Here is a 16,556-nt window from a genome sequence, read left to right on the forward strand (position 1 = left end):
GCTTGGCAGTCGGGTCAGTGATTCTTGACGCAGTCACGGACGATCTGCGCGTTGAACGGATAGACGAGCTTCTCCCTGATGTCCTTGAAGTCTTCGTTTCCCGGTAGCGTGCCCATGAGATGCGCCAGTTCGTGGAGCAGGATGAGCATGCGCCCGTCAGGGTCGCTGAGTGGCTTGGGCGGGTTCATGTAGGTGTGGAGTGCCGCCGGCTCTTCGCCGAAGTACCCCTTGTAGAGCTCGATATGTCCGCTCTTACCGCTGCCCACCGAGACGGCCGGAGCGGTCTTGCCGGGCTCCGTAACCACCGGGCTCTCGAAGAACGGATTCAGCTTGAGGTTCCCCGCATCGAACACCGCGCTCAGGACATCGCGGGGGGCCGGCCGGCCTGGCTTCGCTTTTGCAAGCTCGGGGCCTAGCCGGATGTTCCCCTGTGGGCAGCGTCCACCTGGCGGCCGGCCAGGACGATCAAGATCGGCAACGGCTCCGTCAGCGTCCTCGCCTATCCCCGCGACGGCTCGCTCCTGGCCACCGGCAGCAGCCTGCGCGGAGGCGTTCAACTGTGGGATCCCGCCACCGGCGCCGAGGTCGGCGTCCTTGGCGCCAAGGCTGATCGCATCGGGGCGCTGGACTTCAGCCCGGACAGTTCCATGCTGGCCACCGGTGGCTCGAAAGCACAACTGCGGGATACGGCGACCTGGCGGCCCGGAGACTCATTCCCCAGTGACGAGACAATGATCGACGTGATCGCCTTCAGCCCTGACGGCTCGATGCTCGCGGTCGGTGACGGCTCCTCGATACAGCTATGGAACCTCCGCACTCGCCGGCTGATCGGCGCCCTCAAGGCGCCTGGCTCTTCGGCCTACGCGCTCGCCTTCAGCCCGGACAGCTCGATCCTGGCCGTCGGCGGTCAGAGCGAGACCGTCCCGCTGTGGAACCCGGCGACGCTACGTCAGGTCGGCGAACTCAGCGGCCACGTCGACAGCGTCCACGCGATGGCCTTCAACCCCACCGGGACCGTACTGGCCACCGGCGACGCTCGCGGCACCGTTCGCCTGTGGAACGCGGCGACCAGACGGCCGCAAGGAGAGCTCAACGCCCACAGCAACGGGGTGTTCGCGCTCGCCTTCAGCCCGGACGGCTCCATCCTGGCCTCAGCGGGTTGGGGCAAGGTGGTCCGCCTGTGGGATCCGGTGACTCGGGGACTCGTTCAAGAGTTCAACACCCAGCACGACAGTGTCTCCGGGCTTGCTTTCGCCCCCGAGGGGACGATGCTGGCGGTCGGTGTCGACGGTGAGGCGCAGTTGTGGCAGCTGAACGTTCCAGGTGACCTTGTACGGGCGGTCTGTGGAGTCGCGGGGCGTTCGCTCACTCGGCGGGAGTGGCAGCTCTATCTGCCGCCGAATGAGCCGTACAGATCAATCTGCACCGTAAGTGGCGGGCGTTGACGATGAGGATCCGATCGAGAAGTTCTCGGCGCAGACCACCGATCCAGTCCCCCATGATCGGTGGCCAGGCATTCGCCGATAGTCCTCCCCATCTCCCGCCGCGCCGGGCAGCGGCGGGCCAGCTGGGCGATGGCCTGTCCTTGGCATGCCAGGCATGGGCTCCCGCACTCGCGATGACGCCGGAAGCCTCGCCGTACTGACCCATCGCGAGGAGCACACGGCCCTCCAGCAGCGGGTCGTTCATCTCGCGTGCGGTCTTCAAGGCGCTCGAAAGCGCCGCGTCCCCCGCCGCGGCGTCGCCCTCTCGCGTGAGGCATTCGCTGAGGGAGAGCTGCACGAATGCCTCTCCCACCTGGTCGGCGTTCGGCTCGCTGTCGGCGCCGAACGGGTCCCACACGCCGGTCGCGTTGGTGTCAGCGAGCGCCTCCCGCAGGGGCACGATGTCGCGCCCGAGGTCGTAGCAGGACCAGTCGGCGGCCCGCAGGGCGGCGAGCGCCGCGGCGGGACCGCCCGCCGGATCCAGGAAATCGATACTACGTGATCTTGAGGCTCCGTGCCTGTGTCACATCCTCACCCGGCAGACGCCCCTATCCGCGCGACGTCTCACTCTGGATTGCCGGATGGACATCCCAGCGCGAGAATCGCGACGGATCACCGCGTACAACTCGACCTTGGATCTGGGCCGCACCAGCGCCACCTCATCCCGCAGGGGCACACCCAGTGCTTTCACCGCAAAGCCTCGGAGCGCTGTTACTGAGTAGCGGGGTGACCTGGGCGAACCGCTCCCACGCCCGCTCGTGTGGTGGAGAGGTTGAGGCTTCTATCCGCCGATGTGTGGTGCGCGTGCGGCGGCGGAGCCGTCCCGGATCACCTCGCCGGTGAGGTTGCCGTTGGCTCCCGAGCCCAGGAAGACGATGAGGTTGGCCACGTCGTCGGAGGTGGAAAGCCTGTGGGTGGGGGTGGGGGTGGGGGTGGCGGCGGCGAGGGCGTCGGTGACGAACGCCGGAATGTCGGGGCGGCTGTCGGTCAGGGTGAAGCCCGGCGCCACGACGTTGACCAGGATCCCGTCCCGGCCGCCGTTCCAGGCCAGGCTGGCGTTCGCCGGACTTTACAACCCCAACTGGGCGGAACTCGCCCAGCTGCTGGTGGCCATCGACACCGGCGGCCCGTACCAGGCGGCGAACGCCGAGAGAGACGAGGAGGTGAGGGTCAGTACGCCGGTGTTCTGCCAGGATTCCCACCTGCCGGTCGCCGACTACACGGAGTATGCCTCGCTCCTGCGCCGGCAGGCGCCGCGGGCCAGGGACATGAGGTGCAGCCCGCCCGCGCTGGCCCGGATCGCCGGTTGCTGGGGCAGCCCACGCCCATTCCCAACCCGCAGCACCGGCTGCGTGTGGACGCCACCCCACCCATCCTGCTGGCCTCCTCACCACCTCGTTCGGCACGATCGCGTCCGGTGCGAGATGTCCGCATCAGACGCACGACAGCCTCTCGGAGGCGCCCATCAGGGCGTCATGACCTCCATGTCCCCGGAGTCGCTGGACAGCTTGATCGTACGCTGGGCCGAGGGGACACTCGCGGCCTTGATGTCCTGGTTGCCGGAGTCCGTCTTGGTCACGATGTTGTACGGCCCCTGTGGCACCTGGATCACGGTCTTACCCGAATCCGTGGTGGTCGTGACCTGGTCGGGCTGCCCGGCGAAGGCCAGGTTCATGTCGCCCGAGTCGGTCTTCGTGACGACCTGCTTGCCCGTCAACTCACTGGCCTGGATCGCCCCGGAGTCGGTGGTGGCTTCCAGCTCGCCCGACAGGTTCTTCAGCGTCAGGTTCCCCGAGTCGGAGCCCACCTTGACGCGGAGTCCCCTGGGCACCTCGACCTGGTAGCTCACGTCGCAGGACGTGCCTATGGCGCCCCAGCCCCACGTGTTGGGGCAGGTGAACGTCAGCTCCAGCGTGTCACCTTGCACCTTGTGGCTGGTCTTCGGCTTGTCCTTGCGCCAGTTCAGCCGCTCCGTGACGCGGATGCCCCGACGATCCGACTCGACCACGTCGACGGTCCCGGAATCGGCTTCGACGTGCAGCGCCGCCACCTCGTCGGTGACGTCGTACGACACGGCGTCCTCATCCAGCGACCCGGTGGTGCCGCACCCGGCCAACACTGCCACGAGCCCGAGAGGGCCCGCGATCATCGCCATTCTCTGCATCTTCATGATGTTCGATTCTGAGTGATTCGGAGGTACCGGCCTTGGTTGATCCCTGGAATCGTTTCTGAGGACATGACTGGGACCGGACGGATCAAGCCCGATTCCCCGTGAAGCCGGCGGCCACCACCGGAACGTCCGGCTTCCAGCCGCAGGTGGAGTCGAGCGCGGTCAGCAGCTCCTTCAGCGGGTCCGCGTAGGTGTGATGGCCGGGCCCCGTGCCCAGGCCGAGATAGTCAGGGGCAGACACCGCATGCCCGGCCCCCGCGAACAGCAACGCCGCGGCGCGATCGGTGGATTTCTCGTTCACCGAGGCCACATCGCCCCGGTACAGCGTGGTGTCTCCACCTGAGTCGAGGAGACCACGGTACCGCGGGCCACGGTTTGCGCGGCCGCGGCTTCGGCGGGGAACGCGGTGGCAAGGCAGCCAGGGGCGAGCCCGCCGGTCGCTGTCGCGCGAGAAAACGTCACGCTCGAAACCCTAGATTGGGCCGCAACGAGCGGCATTGCTGTCGGCACCCTGATCACTGGTAGTGCCAGCCTCACCTCTTGCGCTGCCGGGGAGCGTGCACGGCCCAGCGACGCCACTGGTACTCGTGTCCGGAGGGTGGTCGTGCCGGCCCACCGTTTCTGACCGTCCGCGATCAAGTGTCGGTCGCTCGGGGCATGATCGCGCGAAACTCTCCTGCGAGAAAGCAGCCACATGACCGATCAATCCCTGCTGGACTCCCACGGAGGGGCCCTTCCGCTTCCCCCCGACCCCCTGAGCCCAGTGCCGGATGAGGTCGAACGCGGGCTGGCGGCCTACAGGGCGTGACGCTCCGCAAGCGCGGGCCCTGCTGACCACGATCGCCGGCACGGGACGTACCACCGTGTCCGGGCACGCTGCCATGGCGCTGGCGGGCATCGAACTCGGCGAGAACGGGCTCGGCGCCTCCAACCGGACATGGCTGGAGCAGGTGGCCGCGGGAGAAGATCCCTGGCTCGGCCCCTTGGCCGCCGTGATGCTCGCTCCGGATCTCCCGGCCTACCTGTCCCTGGACTCGGATCGGGTGCTCCTTCGGAGCCTCGCGGCCCAGCTCACCGGCGACCCGGACACGGCCAGGGAAGGCTTCGAGCAGGCCGCTCACGTCCACAAGGGCATGGAGACCGGGGACCTCGCCGCCCTCTTCCTCGGCAACCTCCTGCTCCAAAGCGGCGAGCCGGCCGCGGCGCTGGAGCCGCTGAAGTACGCGCGAACGATGTGCGACAGCCTGTTCGCCGGCTACGCCGCCTTCCTCGAAGGGCACATACTCATCAGCCAGGACGAAAAGGACCAGGCGGGTGAAGTGCTCCAGTACGCGGCCGGAAAGTCCCACCCGGCCAGAGGCGGAAACGCGGGGCTGCACCCCTGGGTCACCGTCCGGTACGGCGAGTTGCTGGCGGGCGAGGCGTTCAGCTTGGACCTCGTCCATGACCAGATGGAGCACAGCGGCGTGAGCGAGGGCGACGTAGTGCGGCAGCCTTTCGAGTCCGCCCTCTCTTTGAAGGAGGTCAGCCGTCCCGCGCTCGTTGACATCGGTCTCCATCTGTTCCCCGCGGACTTCGGGCCGGTCCACGCGGGACTGGAACGCCTGAAGACCTGGAGCGACGAACGGTACGAGCGCGGGCGCAGGCTGGTACTCGCGCTCTACACCCATGTCGAGGACTGGCGGGACGAGCGACGCACACGAGGGCTGGTGGAACTGCGGGAGAAACTCGGCCTTCCCCGGCCCCGCTGAGCGGCCCCGCGAACGAAAGCGTCAACGGCCACGAAGATTGCGGCCGCACGGCCCAGATACCGCCGCCACGAGGACGGTGTCCGACCCGCCGATTGGTTCGGCCTGTCGTTGATCAGGACCGGGCACCGCGATGGTTCCGCCGTGCGAGTGCTATGACGTCTCGAGGGTGCTCGGCCGTCAGGCGGGATCGTGCGCGGGCGGTGTCAGCGAGGCCCCAGGACGCGTGGCCTTCCGCCTGCCCCGGCACTGGCCCTGGCGGCAGGCCTGGAGCAACGCCTTCCACGCAACTCACCGCCCACTACCGGTCCGCGCGGCCTGACCGGGTCGTGGATTCACGTCTCACGATGCTGACATGCCCCAGCGTGCCCCGCACCACCTTCAACTCCGCCCCGATGCCGGCGCCAACGTCGCAAGTGTGCTGGGCAGGTCCACCGACAGCGGCGTTCGGCGGGGCGACGGCTTCGTTGCCAGTCGGGTGAGAGGGTCAGCGGCGCTTGTTGATGGCCGCCGCGACGAGTTGAGCCACCTGATCGGTGGTGGTGGCTCCAGGTCGGCGGCGTTGGCTGGTGATGCTCACCCACACGTTCGTCATGCGGAAGTGGATCTCGGTGTAGTACATCATCGCGCCGAACGCGGTTTCCTGGTTGGCGAAGGTGTACGCCTCGTCGCCCACGTTCGGGCCCTTGCGGAGGCTCGACCCCGGGGTGTGGTTCTTCCGGCTCTTCAGGGACTTGACCGCCTCCTGCTGGCTGGTGTGAGCCAATGAGACGGTGTTCAGACGAACCACCTGGATGTTCAGACGCGTCATGTCCGCCGCGTTGACCCAGCTACAGGAGGCCGTGACCACGAACGCATCGCGTTTCATCGGACGGTCGAACAACACGCTCACCTTGGCTGTGGTCAGCAGCTTGCACGCCTCGATGTCGCGCTTGAAGAGGACCTGTGCCTTGGACGAGCTGGACGCCGAGGAGGTGGCACGGGAGGTGACCGGGCTGCCGATCGTGGCGCTACGGTCCGGCAGGACCTGTACCAGGACCACCGCGCCCGCCGTCGCGACCAGCGCCACGGCAATCGCGGCCCCCACAACGATCGGTGTCCGGCGGCGCTTGTGCCGGTGACCGGAGGCGGCTTGCTCTGAATGCTCCCGGTTCAAGGCCGGGCGGTTCAAGGTCGGGCCGGCCATGGGGCGGCCTTGCACGGCCGGACCGGTCGTCGGGGCGCCTTGCGCGATGGCGTTCAGCCACTCGGCCGCCCGGTCCGGTGGGCAGCGGCGTACCGGGTTCTTCTCCAGGATCGCGGCCAGCACAGGGCCGAGCGGGCCCGCCAGCCGGGGCGGCGCGGGTTCCTGCATGAGGACGGCGGCCATGATCGCGGCCGAGTTCGCACGGGCGAACGGAGCACTGCCCTCCACCGCGGTGAACAATGTGACGCCGAGCGACCACAGATCCGCCGGCGGCCCATCGGACTCGCCGCGCAGGCGCTCAGGGGCGATATAGCCGGGCGAACCGGTCAGCAACCCCGTCTGGGTGAGCGCGGCATCCCCGGCGACGGTCGCGATGCCGAAGTCGGTCAGCAGCACCCGCCCGTCGTCGGTGAGCATGACGTTGGCCGGCTTGACGTCCCGGTGCAGGATGCCCGATGCATGCGCGGCCCCGAGGGCGTCCAGCATGCGCAGGCCGATCCAGGCCACCTGGCGTACCGGCAGCGGGCCGTCATCGCGTACCGCCCGGTCCAGCGAACGGCCGCGTACCAGCTCCATGACGATCCACGGCCGCCCGTTGTCGAGGACGACGTCGAGAATGGTGACAATCGACGGATGCGAACGCAGGCGCGCCGCGGCCCTCGCCTCGCGGAGGGTGCGTTCGGTCAGTTCGGTACGCGATGCCTCGTCGAGGTCCGGGGGCAGCCGGACCTCCTTGATGGCGACCTCCTGGCGCAGCAGTTCGTCCATCGCCTGCCAGACCGTGCCCATGCCGCCTTGGCCGAGCTCCGATAACAGCCGATAGCGCCCTACGAGCAAAGTCATCGCGCTGCCCCGCGAAGTTCGGCCTCGTTCATACGTTGCGTCCTTGTCATGTCAGGGAAGATCCCGATACTAGAGGGGCGCGATGGCGTACGACTCGTCGAAGGTGACATTGAGACGGCAGGGCCGCGAAGTCAGTTGATTCGCCTGCGGAGATCGCCGCCGCCGGGATACTGGCCCGCCAGGATCTGGCGCGCTGATGTACCTGAGGGTGTGGGTTGCGCCCGACGCGCCTCTGCCGGGCTCATCCGAGGTGAGCGGGATCGTTTTCGCCGGCCTTCAGCGTGCGGATTCCACAGGCGGCATCGAACGGATCATCGACGGCGTGCCCGCGGCCGAGATGACTCAGTCTCGGCGTTCCGTCACAGCACGGACAAGCAAAGGTACCCACACGAGATGGCGCTCACCCCGCACTGCGCCTCAGCGGGGATGTCGAGGTGACACCGGACTGCGCTTCGGCGGGCACCGTCAGGTTCGCAGGCAGGTTGGGCCCCACGTGATGACGCGGCCGTCCTCCCGCAGCGCCAGAGAATGTTGCCTGGCGGAAATCGCGACTGGCCGGCGGGTGCGCTGCGGTGGCGGGGGCATCTGGTCTGCGCGCTCGACGGCACCACGATGTCGGTGCCCGACAGCCCGGCGAACCTGGCCCCGTACAGGCATCAAAGCGGCTCGCACGGCGGGTCGGGCTATCCCCTGGTCCGGCTGCCGGCCGGGGTCGTGTGCGGCACCCGTACCGTGCTCGCGGCGACCTTCGGCCCGTTCACGACCGGCGAGACCCGCTATGCGCCCGCCCTGTTCGGTTGCCTGCGAGCGGGGATGGTGCTGCCGGCCAACCGGAACCTCGCGGTCAAAGCCCTCGTCACGGCGATCGCCAGCGCTGCGAGGGACCTGCTGATCCGCTGCAAGAACAGCCGGCTGGCCACATTGCCCGACGGGTCGTGGACCAGCATGCTGGGCGGACGCGATCCGGGTCGCCCACATCACCGTCACCCTCTCCGGCGGCAACCGGCGAACCGTCCGCTACCGGCTGATCACCACCCTGCTCGACCAGCGCCGCTACCCCGCCCGTGACTTCATCGTCCTCTACCACCAGCGCTGGGAAATCGAAACGATCTACCTCGAACCGAAGTCGGCCATCCTGCGGGAACTGGTCAGCCGGATCGCCACGTGGGTTCGCTGGAGTCCTGTCACGCCAGGAGGGTGCGCCAGCGGTCGGCCGATTCCATGATGTCCAGGCTGACGCGTTCCAGGTACGCCGCTGTCTTGGCCAGCCGTTGTCCCACGGGAGTGTCGAGCCCGTAGGTCTCGGCCACCGCCATCGTGGCCCGCGCCGTCTGGAGTGTCTGCCGCTCGCTGGTCATGATCGCGTTGTACCAGGCGTCGTCGTCGATCACGTAGATGTCGCGACGCCGCCGCGGATCGCGCTCGCGACGCACAAATCCCTGCTGGACCAGGAAGTTCACGGCGACGGAGACGGAGGCCGGACTGACCCTCAGCCTGTGGGTCAGCTCGGCTGCGGTGCGCCTGCCGTCCTCGGACAGCGCCAGGTCGTGGTGCACGCGCGCGGCTGTCCTCGGCATCCCCGCTCTGACCGCCATCTCGAGGATCTCCTGTTCCATTGTGGCGACCGGCGGTGTGTCCGCATGTGGGGGTGCCGGTGTGCCGCGCCGGGCTCGCTGGATCGTCGCCTGGTGTGCTTGCTGGGGCCGGTAGTCGTTGGGTCCGCCATTGCGTGTGATCTCCCGGGTGATCGTCGAGGTCGGCCGGTCGAGCCGCCTGGAGATCTCGCCGTAGGAGAGCTTGTCGGCGAGCCCGGACGCGATGCGCTCGCGCTCCTGCTGGGTCAATCGTGCTCCTGGCATGCCGCCAGTGTTGTCTTCGCCGCCAGTCATTGCAACAGTGTCTTGCATTCGAGCTCAGCGTCATTGCTCCAAAATGTGACCATTCACCTGGGATAAGTGCATTTTCGCGATTGACGGAATTCCGAATGCAACATAGCTTTCGAGCTGCGCAAAACACGTACTATCGCGAAAAGAGGATCGACCATGAGTGAATCCCCCCATGCCCCCAAAGACAACAGGGCCCGGACGCCGCACGCCTCCCGGCGCGTGGCGGTCACGGCGCTGGCGGCCGCGCTGCTGGCCGGGGCGGCCACACCTGCAGCGGCCGCCGCGGACAGCCGCGTGGTCGCGCCGACGGCCGCCGTGGGACAGGACCGCCCGGAGCTGCAGAAGGCCATCCAGGCGTTCGTCGATGCCGGTTTCCTCGGGGTGCAGCTGCGCGTGCACGATCAGCGGGGCGAGTGGGTCGGCAGCGCCGGGGTGCGCAAGCTGGACGCGAGCGCGAAGCCGCCGACGAACGGGCATTTCTGGGTGGGCAGCGTCACCAAGACCTTCCATGCGACCGTGGTGTTGCAGCTGGTGGCCGAGGGCGAGATCGGGCTGGACGCCCCGGTGGCCGGCTACCTGCCCAAGCTCGGGCTGGACCGGCGGATCACGGTGCGGATGCTGCTGCAGCACACCAGCGGACTGTTCAACTACACCGGCGACTCCGACCCCGACGGGACATGGGTTCCGGGGCTCCCCGCGACGGGCAAGGAGTGGCTGGACAACCGGTTCCACTCGTACCGGCCGGAGGAGCTGGTGCGGTTCGCGTTGTCCAAGCCGGCGCGGTTTGAGCCGGGGAAGGACTGGAGCTACTCCAACACCAACTACACGCTGGCCAGGCTGCTGATCGAGAAGGTCACCGGCCGCTCGTTCGACGCGGAGCTGAAGCGGCGGATTCTGGGGCCGCTCGGGCTGAAGGGCACCGTGGTGCCGGGCAATCGCACGCAGCTGCCCAGGCCGTACGCCCACGGCTACTTCCGCTACCAGGACGCCGGTCAGTGGAAGGTGGCCGACGTCTCCCGCCAGAACCTCTCCCTGGTAGCCGGCGCCGGTGACATGATCTCGACCACCAGGGATCTCCACACGTTCTTCTCCGCGCTGAACGGCGGCCAGCTCCTGCCGGCCGAGCTGCTGGCCGAGATGCGTAAGCCGCACCCGGAGAGCGACCCCCTCTACGGCCGCTACGGCCTCGGAATGTTCGTGCAGGACCTGGGCCCGACCTGCGGCACCGTTCTCAACCACAATGGCAACCCGCCGGGGGGCTACGCGGCGCTGATGTACAGCACGCCTGACGGCAGCAAGACCCTGACCGCCTCGCTGACCGCCGGCGACGCCGCATTCGACTTCGCCAAGTATCCGAAGATGCTGGACGGGCTCGTCAAGGCGGCGTTCTGCGGCGGGCAGGCCGGGGCAGCCGAGTAGACGGGGCCGTGGCGGCAGCCGGGCTCATCAACGAGCGGGCACCGCAGGCAACGTCCTCAAACCCACCGTCCCAACCGAGTGGGCCTGGCTCAGCCCAACCCCGAAACCACCTCGGCGGCTACGCCCGGGACCCGTGCGTCAGCGGCGGCGTCAGGACGGCGACAGCCCGGTATCAGTGCGGTCGGCGATGGTCGACGCATGAACGATTCAGCGATTGCGGCCTCGGGGCCGCGAACTGGACAGCTCACCCCTGGCCCTGATGCGGCGCTCGTGGAAGCCCATGAGCGCCACGCCGGAACGGGTCTCGCAAAATCGACAACAACGCAGCACAAGGAGTACATGATGCAGAAGTTCGACATCCCCGCCCCGATCTCCGCCGTCCTGAACATCCCCGCGGGACGCGTTGAGTTCATCGCCTCTGACCGGGCCGACACCGAGGTAGAGGTCCTGCCCGCGAACGCCTCCAAGAGCCGTGATGTGAAGGCGGCGGAGCAGACCACGGTCGCGTACGCCGACGGCGTCCTGCGGATCGAGACCCCGGAGAAGAACCAGTACCTCGGCCCGTCCGGATCCATCGAGGTGACGGTCAAGCTGCCCGCCGGCTCCCGCATCGAGGCCAAGGCGGCCAGCGCCGAACTCCGGACCGTCGGGCGGCTCGGCGACGTCGCCTTCGAAGGCGCCTACAGCCGGATCACGATCGATGAGGCCGCCGGCGTCCGGCTCACCGCGGTCGACGGTGACGTCGAGGTCGGCCGGCTGGGTGGTCCCGCGGAGATCAGTACCGCACGGGGTGACATCCGGATCGCCGAGGCCACCGGCGGCAGAGTCGTGCTGCGCACCCAGTCCGGCGACATCTCGATCATCGCCGCCGGCGGAGTCTCGGCCGCCCTGGACGCCGGCACCAGCCACGGCCGCATCACCAACGCCCTCAAGAACGACGGCACCACCGAACTCGACATCCACGCCACCACCTCCAACGGGGACATCACCGCCCGCAGCCTGTGAAGGGGCAAGCCGACCAAGGGGATGCCCTGCTCGGCCATGGTGTGCTTAGTCGTTGATCAGGTGTGGTAGCGGCAGACCACGGTGTCGGCACTGACGTCGAGCACGGCGACGATCTCGGCCCAGGTGGCGCCGGCCGCTCGATCGGCGGCCACGGCCGTGGCGAGGAAGGCGCGGGCGTGAGCGAGCAGGGGCAGCGGGGCGGCGATGGGGCCGGGGTTCCAGCCGGGTGGCCGGGGCGAGGACTCCTTTGCCGGGCGGCCACGATGTCCACTGCTCGGCGAGCTGGTCGTTGACCTCCTGGCGGTCCCAGGCCGCGCCGTCCCAGCGGCTGGTGCCCAGCACGTGCGCGCGTGGCGGTACTTCCAGCCCTTCCACTGGAACCGGGGGTCAACCGCGCCATACCGCATCAGAGCTCAAGACCGCCGGGGCTCTGCTCATGCGGCGGCGCCGACGCGTCTTTGAGAGCAGGAGGTTCCGCCGAATTGCCGAGGCCGGGCCGCGCCATTGCTAAAGTGATCAGCTCGATCGAGTCGATCAAGGAGCAAGGGCAATGAACCAATCGAACGCCTTACCAATCAGACGCTCGGTGCTGGCGGTGGCGCTGGCGGTGGCAGTCACGTCGGTCGCCGTCGCGCCCCCCGCGCTCGCCGCTCAGAAGGCCACGCTGGGGCCCTACGGGTATGGCAGCCTGAAGCTCGGCATGAGCGCCACGAAGGCCAAGGCGACCGGCAGGATCGTCCGCAAACCAGTGGGGGACCACGCCGGGTGCACGGGCTGGGACCTGAAGGAGAAGCCGTACGGCGAGTACCAGGTCGGGGCGGTCATATCCAAGAAGTACGGGCTCACCATGATCGTCGCGCACGCCGGCATGAAGACGCCCAAGGGCATCGGCTTCGGCTCCACCAAGAGGCAGCTCAAAGCCGCCTACCCCGACCTGCGGTCCGGCCCGGGAGGCTTCCCCACTGCCGGCGTGCCGGGTAACAGGAAGGCCTATTACCTCTTCTACCTGTCCTACAAGGACAACCGGGTCGCTGGGATGTCGCTGTTTCTCGCCAAGCACGACTGCCGCAAGTACTAGAGCCATACCAGAGCTCCAGAAAATCGCCGGACGGCGAGGTCCGGCCGTGCTGTCCCGCTCCCGCTTGATGCGGGAAGCCGGGACCCGATGACGGCCTTGATCTCGTCCGGGCCGGCCATGCGACCGCGGTGAACGGCTTGATCCATCCGCTGCGGACCGCGGCACTCCGGCCGTCCGATCATTGCCTGTGGGTGACGATGTGCTCATTGAAGTGGGTCTCGCATCCGACACTGTCACTACTGACAGTAGTTGGAGGAACACTTAAAGTGCACCCTGTAGGGGAAGACAGCGCCACGGCGCGAACCCCTACAGGACAGGAAGTCGCCCATGCTCCGCACCACGACCGCCCTCGTCACCCTCACTGCCGCCGCCGCACTCGCCGTAAGCCTGGCGAGCCCGGTCTCCGCCGCGAGCGGCACCCTCTACATCAACAGGGCGGAGTACGTTGACCCCAGCGGCTGCTACACCGCCAACAGCGCAGATCCCTTCGTTTACAACCTGACCGACGATGTGGCCGTCGCCTACCTCCTGCCGAACTGCCAGGGCATGATCACCGGGACGGTGTGGCCGGGCGACGGTAAAGAGATAGTCGGCGCGAGCGTGTTCATTCCGTAGAAGGGCGGATACGGCAGCTAACTCCCGGGAGCCTCGAACCACTACAGGATTCGGGGCTCTTGGGTGTCTTCCCTGGTAAGCGCCATTCTCGCGGCCACAAGCTCGGACACGACCGCACCTCATCGCCCGGTTCGCCTGAGCCGACGAGGGCCCGAAATGCCACCATTCGCGTTCTTCGAGCCGAATCTCCCGTCCTGTGCGGTCCATCAGGGAGGAGCTGGTCTCCATACCGATGATGACGGCTCGCCGCACGAGCCTGCTCTCCAGGACGCCACGAACGCGTTCTTGCCCCGACGCCTTCGACCACCTCAGGCGAAGATCACAATGCTTGATCATCGTAGTGAGGACATCCGCACGCGGCGGCCTGCCGGCTCTGCCACGCCAAGATGCGTCCCGGTTACCCGTGGTGCGGGCGGATCAGTTACCGTCCGTACGAACGCCTGCGGGTGAGCCTGCCCTCATGTGCCGCCATGTCGATGCCACTACGGCGGAAAGGAGCGGAACAGGTGAGCGTGTTTCTCGGTCTGCTGGCCATCTTTCTTCTGACGCTCGCCACCGGCTACTTCGTCGCCCAGGAGTTCGCCTACGTCAGCGCCGACCGGCTCGCTCTGTCCCAGCAGGCCGCCGCCGGCGACAAGAAGGCCGCCAAGGCCGTCCAGGTGATGGAACGGCTGTCGTTCATGCTGTCCGGCGCGCAGCTCGGCATCACCGTCACCGCCCTCGTCGTCGGCTTCATCGCCCGCCCCGCCCTGGCCGAGCTGATCGCCCCCGCGCTCGCCGCGCTGGGCATGCCCGAGGGCATGGTCGGCGGTGTCGCGCTGGCGATCGGCTTCGCGCTGGCCACCGTCATCCAGATGGTGCTCGGCGAGCTCGCCCCCAAGAACTTCGCCCTGGCCAGACCTGAGCCGCTGGCCCGCGCCCTCGCCGGCTCCACCCTCATCTACATGACGATCGCCGGCCCGGTCATCAAGCTGTTCGACACCGCCGCCAACAAACTCCTGCGGGCCGTCGGCATCGAACCGGTCGAAGAACTGCACCACGGCGCCACCCTGGAAGAGCTCGGCCACATCATCGGCGAGTCCGAGGCCCACGGCAAGCTGCCCGGCAGCCAGGCCGACGTCCTCGAACGCGCCCTGGCCTTCTCCGACCACACCGCCGAAGAGGTCATGGTGCCCCGCGTCGAGGTCGTCGCCATCAGCGGCACGGCCACCGTCGCCGACCTGGACGAGCTCATCGCCGCCCACGGCCACACTCACTACCCGGTGCTCGGCTCCACCATGAACGACGTGATCGGACTGGTCAGCCTGCGCGACGCCGCTGCCGTACCCGTCGACAAGGCCGCCACCACCCGCATCGCGGACGTCAGCCGTGACGTGCTCATCGTCCCCTTCTCCCTCTCCCTGCCCGACCTCGTCGCACAGCTGCACGCCCGCGGCGAGGAGGTCGCCTGCGTGGTGGACGAGCACGGCGGTCTGGCCGGCCTGCTCACCTGGGAGGACGTCGCCGAGGAACTCGTCGGCGAGATCGCCGACGAGAACGACGCCGACACCCCCACCGCGGTACGCCGCGACGACGGCTGGGACCTGAACGCCGGCCTGCGCATCGACGAGATCGCCCTGGAGACCGGCCTCAACCTGCCCGACGAGGACGAATACGACACCCTGGCCGGACTCATCCTGCACCGGCTCGGCCGCTTCGCCGTACCCGGAGACGTCATCACCGCCGACCTGCCCGCCACCCTCGACCCCGGCGCCCCCACACACGCGCGCATCGAGGTCCTGGCCCTCAACCGGCACGTCCCAGAACGCGTCCGGCTCACCCCCTACCGCCAGGCCCCCGAGGAGCAGTCGTGAACCTGACCACCGGCCTGATCCTCACCCTGCTCCTCCTCATCGCCAACGGCTTCTTCGTCGCCTCCGAGTTCGCCCTGGTCGCCGCCAAACGCCACCGTCTGGAGAAGGCCGCGGCCCAGGGCAGCCGCGCCGCCTCCGCCGCCCTGTCCGGCATCAAGGAACTCTCACTCATGCTGGCCGGCGCCCAGCTCGGCATCACCCTCTGCTCGCTCGGCCTCGGCGTGGTCTCCGAACCCTTGATCGCCGGCACCCTGACCCCGCTCTTCCACACCATCGGCGTGCCCGAGGCCGTCGCGCACGCGGTCTCCTTCGTCATCGCGCTGGCGCTGGTGACGTTCCTGCACATGGTGCTGGGCGAGATGGCCCCCAAGTCGTGGGCCATCGCCCATCCCGAACGCTCGGCCACCATCCTGGCGCTGCCGTTCCGCGCCTTCACCCTGCTCGTCCGGCCCCTGATCAGCGCCCTGAACGCGATCACCAACGGCCTGCTGCGACTGTTCAAAGTCCATCCCGGGGGCGAGAAGGTCAACCCTCGCACCCCCGCCCAGCTCCAGCACCTGGTGGAGGAGTCGCGCCGACTCGGCCTCATCGAGGCCGACGACCACGCCATACTCAGCCAAACCCTCCAGGCCCCGAACGCCCCCATCGCCGACCTGATCACCCCACCGGACCGGATCGTGACCGTACCCGCCGGCGCCACACCGCAGCAGGTCGTCGACGCCGCCGTACGCGCCGGCCGCTCCCGCCTGATCGTCGGCCCCGTCACCGACCCGATCGGCGTCATCCACCTCCGTGACGCCTACCTGGCCCGCCGCCGCAGCACCGCGACGACCGCCGGCAAGCTGGCCTACCGCCTGCCCACGCTGCCGCCCGACCTGCCCGTCTCCGACGCGGTGGGCCGGCTGCGGGACGCGCACAGTCAGATCGGCCTGGTCCGCGGCAGCGACGGAACGGTGGCCGGGCTCATCGCCCTCGATGACCTGCTGACCACCCTGCTGGTCACCGCCTGACGCCTCAGATCGCCAACAGGAGCTCGTACAGATTCAGGACCCAGACCAGCAGCCATAACAGGACAGCCGGAATCTGCGCATCCCCTCGCCCCGACCAGCTACCAGACACCCAGAACCACAACCTCTTCCGCTACGGAGGTGATACCCCCAGTCTGCGCGCTCACAAGGACGAGGGAGCACCGGCCGTCTGCGAGGCGGCGTTCGCCCGCGAGGCGTCGGAGAGTGTGCCGGGGCCTCCGGGAGATCGGCAAGGAGGAAC

General features: G+C 68.3%; 17 protein-coding genes. 9 read left to right on the top strand and 8 right to left on the bottom strand.

Annotation, left to right across the window (positions count from 1 at the left end; all coding sequences use genetic code 11):
• Nucleotides 1–14: 14 nt before the first annotated feature.
• A complete protein-coding gene (locus ACFPZ3_RS53845; RefSeq protein WP_379522225.1) occupies nucleotides 15–557 on the bottom strand; it encodes a hypothetical protein in 543 nt (180 codons plus the stop codon).
• A gap of 174 nt (nucleotides 558–731) precedes the next feature.
• Between ACFPZ3_RS53845 and ACFPZ3_RS53850 the strand changes: the two genes are divergently transcribed.
• On the top strand, nucleotides 732–1,445 hold the full coding sequence (locus ACFPZ3_RS53850; RefSeq protein WP_379522226.1) for a WD40 repeat domain-containing protein: 714 nt from the start codon (nucleotides 732–734) through the stop codon (nucleotides 1,443–1,445).
• 820 nt (nucleotides 1,446–2,265) lie between these two features.
• Here ACFPZ3_RS53850 and ACFPZ3_RS53855 read toward each other — a convergent pair.
• The 3 genes from ACFPZ3_RS53855 to ACFPZ3_RS53865 all read right to left on the bottom strand — a co-directional run bounded on the left by ACFPZ3_RS53855 (nucleotide 2,266) and on the right by ACFPZ3_RS53865 (nucleotide 3,955).
• Nucleotides 2,266–2,535, bottom strand: a complete 270-nt coding sequence (locus tag ACFPZ3_RS53855; RefSeq protein WP_379522264.1) for an SDR family oxidoreductase — start codon at nucleotides 2,533–2,535, stop codon at nucleotides 2,266–2,268.
• 414 nt (nucleotides 2,536–2,949) lie between these two features.
• Nucleotides 2,950–3,654: a DUF4097 family beta strand repeat-containing protein gene (locus ACFPZ3_RS53860; RefSeq protein ID WP_379522227.1), complete on the bottom strand. Its 705-nt coding sequence runs from the start codon at nucleotides 3,652–3,654 to the stop codon at nucleotides 2,950–2,952.
• Between the two features lie 85 nt (nucleotides 3,655–3,739).
• The gene (locus ACFPZ3_RS53865) at nucleotides 3,740–3,955 is read right to left on the bottom strand and encodes a hypothetical protein (RefSeq protein ID WP_379522228.1); all 216 of its coding nucleotides are present in this window, start codon (nucleotides 3,953–3,955) and stop codon (nucleotides 3,740–3,742) included.
• Between the two features lie 469 nt (nucleotides 3,956–4,424).
• Between ACFPZ3_RS53865 and ACFPZ3_RS53870 the strand changes: the two genes are divergently transcribed.
• Nucleotides 4,425–5,405, top strand: coding sequence for a tetratricopeptide repeat protein (locus tag ACFPZ3_RS53870; protein WP_379522229.1), 981 nt, complete (start codon nucleotides 4,425–4,427; stop codon nucleotides 5,403–5,405).
• A gap of 484 nt (nucleotides 5,406–5,889) precedes the next feature.
• On the opposite strand, the gene ACFPZ3_RS53875 is transcribed toward ACFPZ3_RS53870, so the two are convergent.
• Nucleotides 5,890–7,431, bottom strand: coding sequence for a serine/threonine-protein kinase (locus ACFPZ3_RS53875; RefSeq protein ID WP_379522230.1), 1,542 nt, complete (start codon nucleotides 7,429–7,431; stop codon nucleotides 5,890–5,892).
• Nucleotides 7,432–7,959: 528 nt separating this feature from the next.
• Between ACFPZ3_RS53875 and ACFPZ3_RS53880 the strand changes: the two genes are divergently transcribed.
• Entirely contained in the window at nucleotides 7,960–8,499 is a 540-nt protein-coding gene (locus ACFPZ3_RS53880) for a hypothetical protein (RefSeq protein WP_379522231.1), read from the top strand.
• Nucleotides 8,500–8,615: 116 nt separating this feature from the next.
• Here ACFPZ3_RS53880 and ACFPZ3_RS53885 read toward each other — a convergent pair whose 3' ends face one another.
• The gene (locus ACFPZ3_RS53885) at nucleotides 8,616–9,275 is read right to left on the bottom strand and encodes a GbsR/MarR family transcriptional regulator (RefSeq protein WP_379522232.1); all 660 of its coding nucleotides are present in this window, start codon (nucleotides 9,273–9,275) and stop codon (nucleotides 8,616–8,618) included.
• A 198-nt stretch (nucleotides 9,276–9,473) separates the two neighbouring features.
• Between ACFPZ3_RS53885 and ACFPZ3_RS53890 the strand changes: the two genes are divergently transcribed.
• Both ACFPZ3_RS53890 and ACFPZ3_RS53895 read left to right on the top strand, forming a co-directional pair.
• Nucleotides 9,474–10,736: a serine hydrolase domain-containing protein gene (locus ACFPZ3_RS53890; RefSeq protein ID WP_379522233.1), complete on the top strand. Its 1,263-nt coding sequence runs from the start codon at nucleotides 9,474–9,476 to the stop codon at nucleotides 10,734–10,736.
• A 342-nt stretch (nucleotides 10,737–11,078) separates the two neighbouring features.
• Nucleotides 11,079–11,741, top strand: a complete 663-nt coding sequence (locus ACFPZ3_RS53895) for a DUF4097 family beta strand repeat-containing protein (protein ID WP_379522265.1) — start codon at nucleotides 11,079–11,081, stop codon at nucleotides 11,739–11,741.
• 56 nt (nucleotides 11,742–11,797) lie between these two features.
• On the opposite strand, the gene ACFPZ3_RS53900 is transcribed toward ACFPZ3_RS53895, so the two are convergent.
• Complete coding sequence (locus ACFPZ3_RS53900; protein WP_379522234.1) at nucleotides 11,798–12,148, bottom strand: hypothetical protein; 351 nt, start codon at nucleotides 12,146–12,148, stop codon at nucleotides 11,798–11,800.
• Entirely contained in the window at nucleotides 12,148–12,279 is a 132-nt protein-coding gene (locus ACFPZ3_RS53905; protein WP_379522235.1) for a hypothetical protein, read from the bottom strand. Before ACFPZ3_RS53905 ends, ACFPZ3_RS53900 begins: the two co-directional genes overlap by 1 nt.
• Before the next feature lie 12 nt (nucleotides 12,280–12,291).
• Here ACFPZ3_RS53905 and ACFPZ3_RS53910 point away from each other — a divergent pair, with 12 nt between their 5' ends.
• The 4 genes from ACFPZ3_RS53910 to ACFPZ3_RS53925 all read left to right on the top strand — a co-directional run bounded on the left by ACFPZ3_RS53910 (nucleotide 12,292) and on the right by ACFPZ3_RS53925 (nucleotide 16,297).
• On the top strand, nucleotides 12,292–12,819 hold the full coding sequence (locus ACFPZ3_RS53910; protein WP_379522236.1) for a hypothetical protein: 528 nt from the start codon (nucleotides 12,292–12,294) through the stop codon (nucleotides 12,817–12,819).
• Nucleotides 12,820–13,146: 327 nt separating this feature from the next.
• A complete protein-coding gene (locus ACFPZ3_RS53915) occupies nucleotides 13,147–13,434 on the top strand; it encodes a hypothetical protein (RefSeq protein ID WP_379522237.1) in 288 nt (95 codons plus the stop codon).
• A gap of 506 nt (nucleotides 13,435–13,940) precedes the next feature.
• Nucleotides 13,941–15,287, top strand: coding sequence for a hemolysin family protein (locus ACFPZ3_RS53920; protein WP_379522238.1), 1,347 nt, complete (start codon nucleotides 13,941–13,943; stop codon nucleotides 15,285–15,287).
• Nucleotides 15,284–16,297, top strand: coding sequence for a hemolysin family protein (locus tag ACFPZ3_RS53925; RefSeq protein WP_379522239.1), 1,014 nt, complete (start codon nucleotides 15,284–15,286; stop codon nucleotides 16,295–16,297). The genes ACFPZ3_RS53920 and ACFPZ3_RS53925 overlap by 4 nt, the downstream gene beginning before the upstream one ends.
• Nucleotides 16,298–16,556: the final 259 nt, after the last annotated feature.

This window comes from Nonomuraea insulae (genome assembly GCF_042656245.1).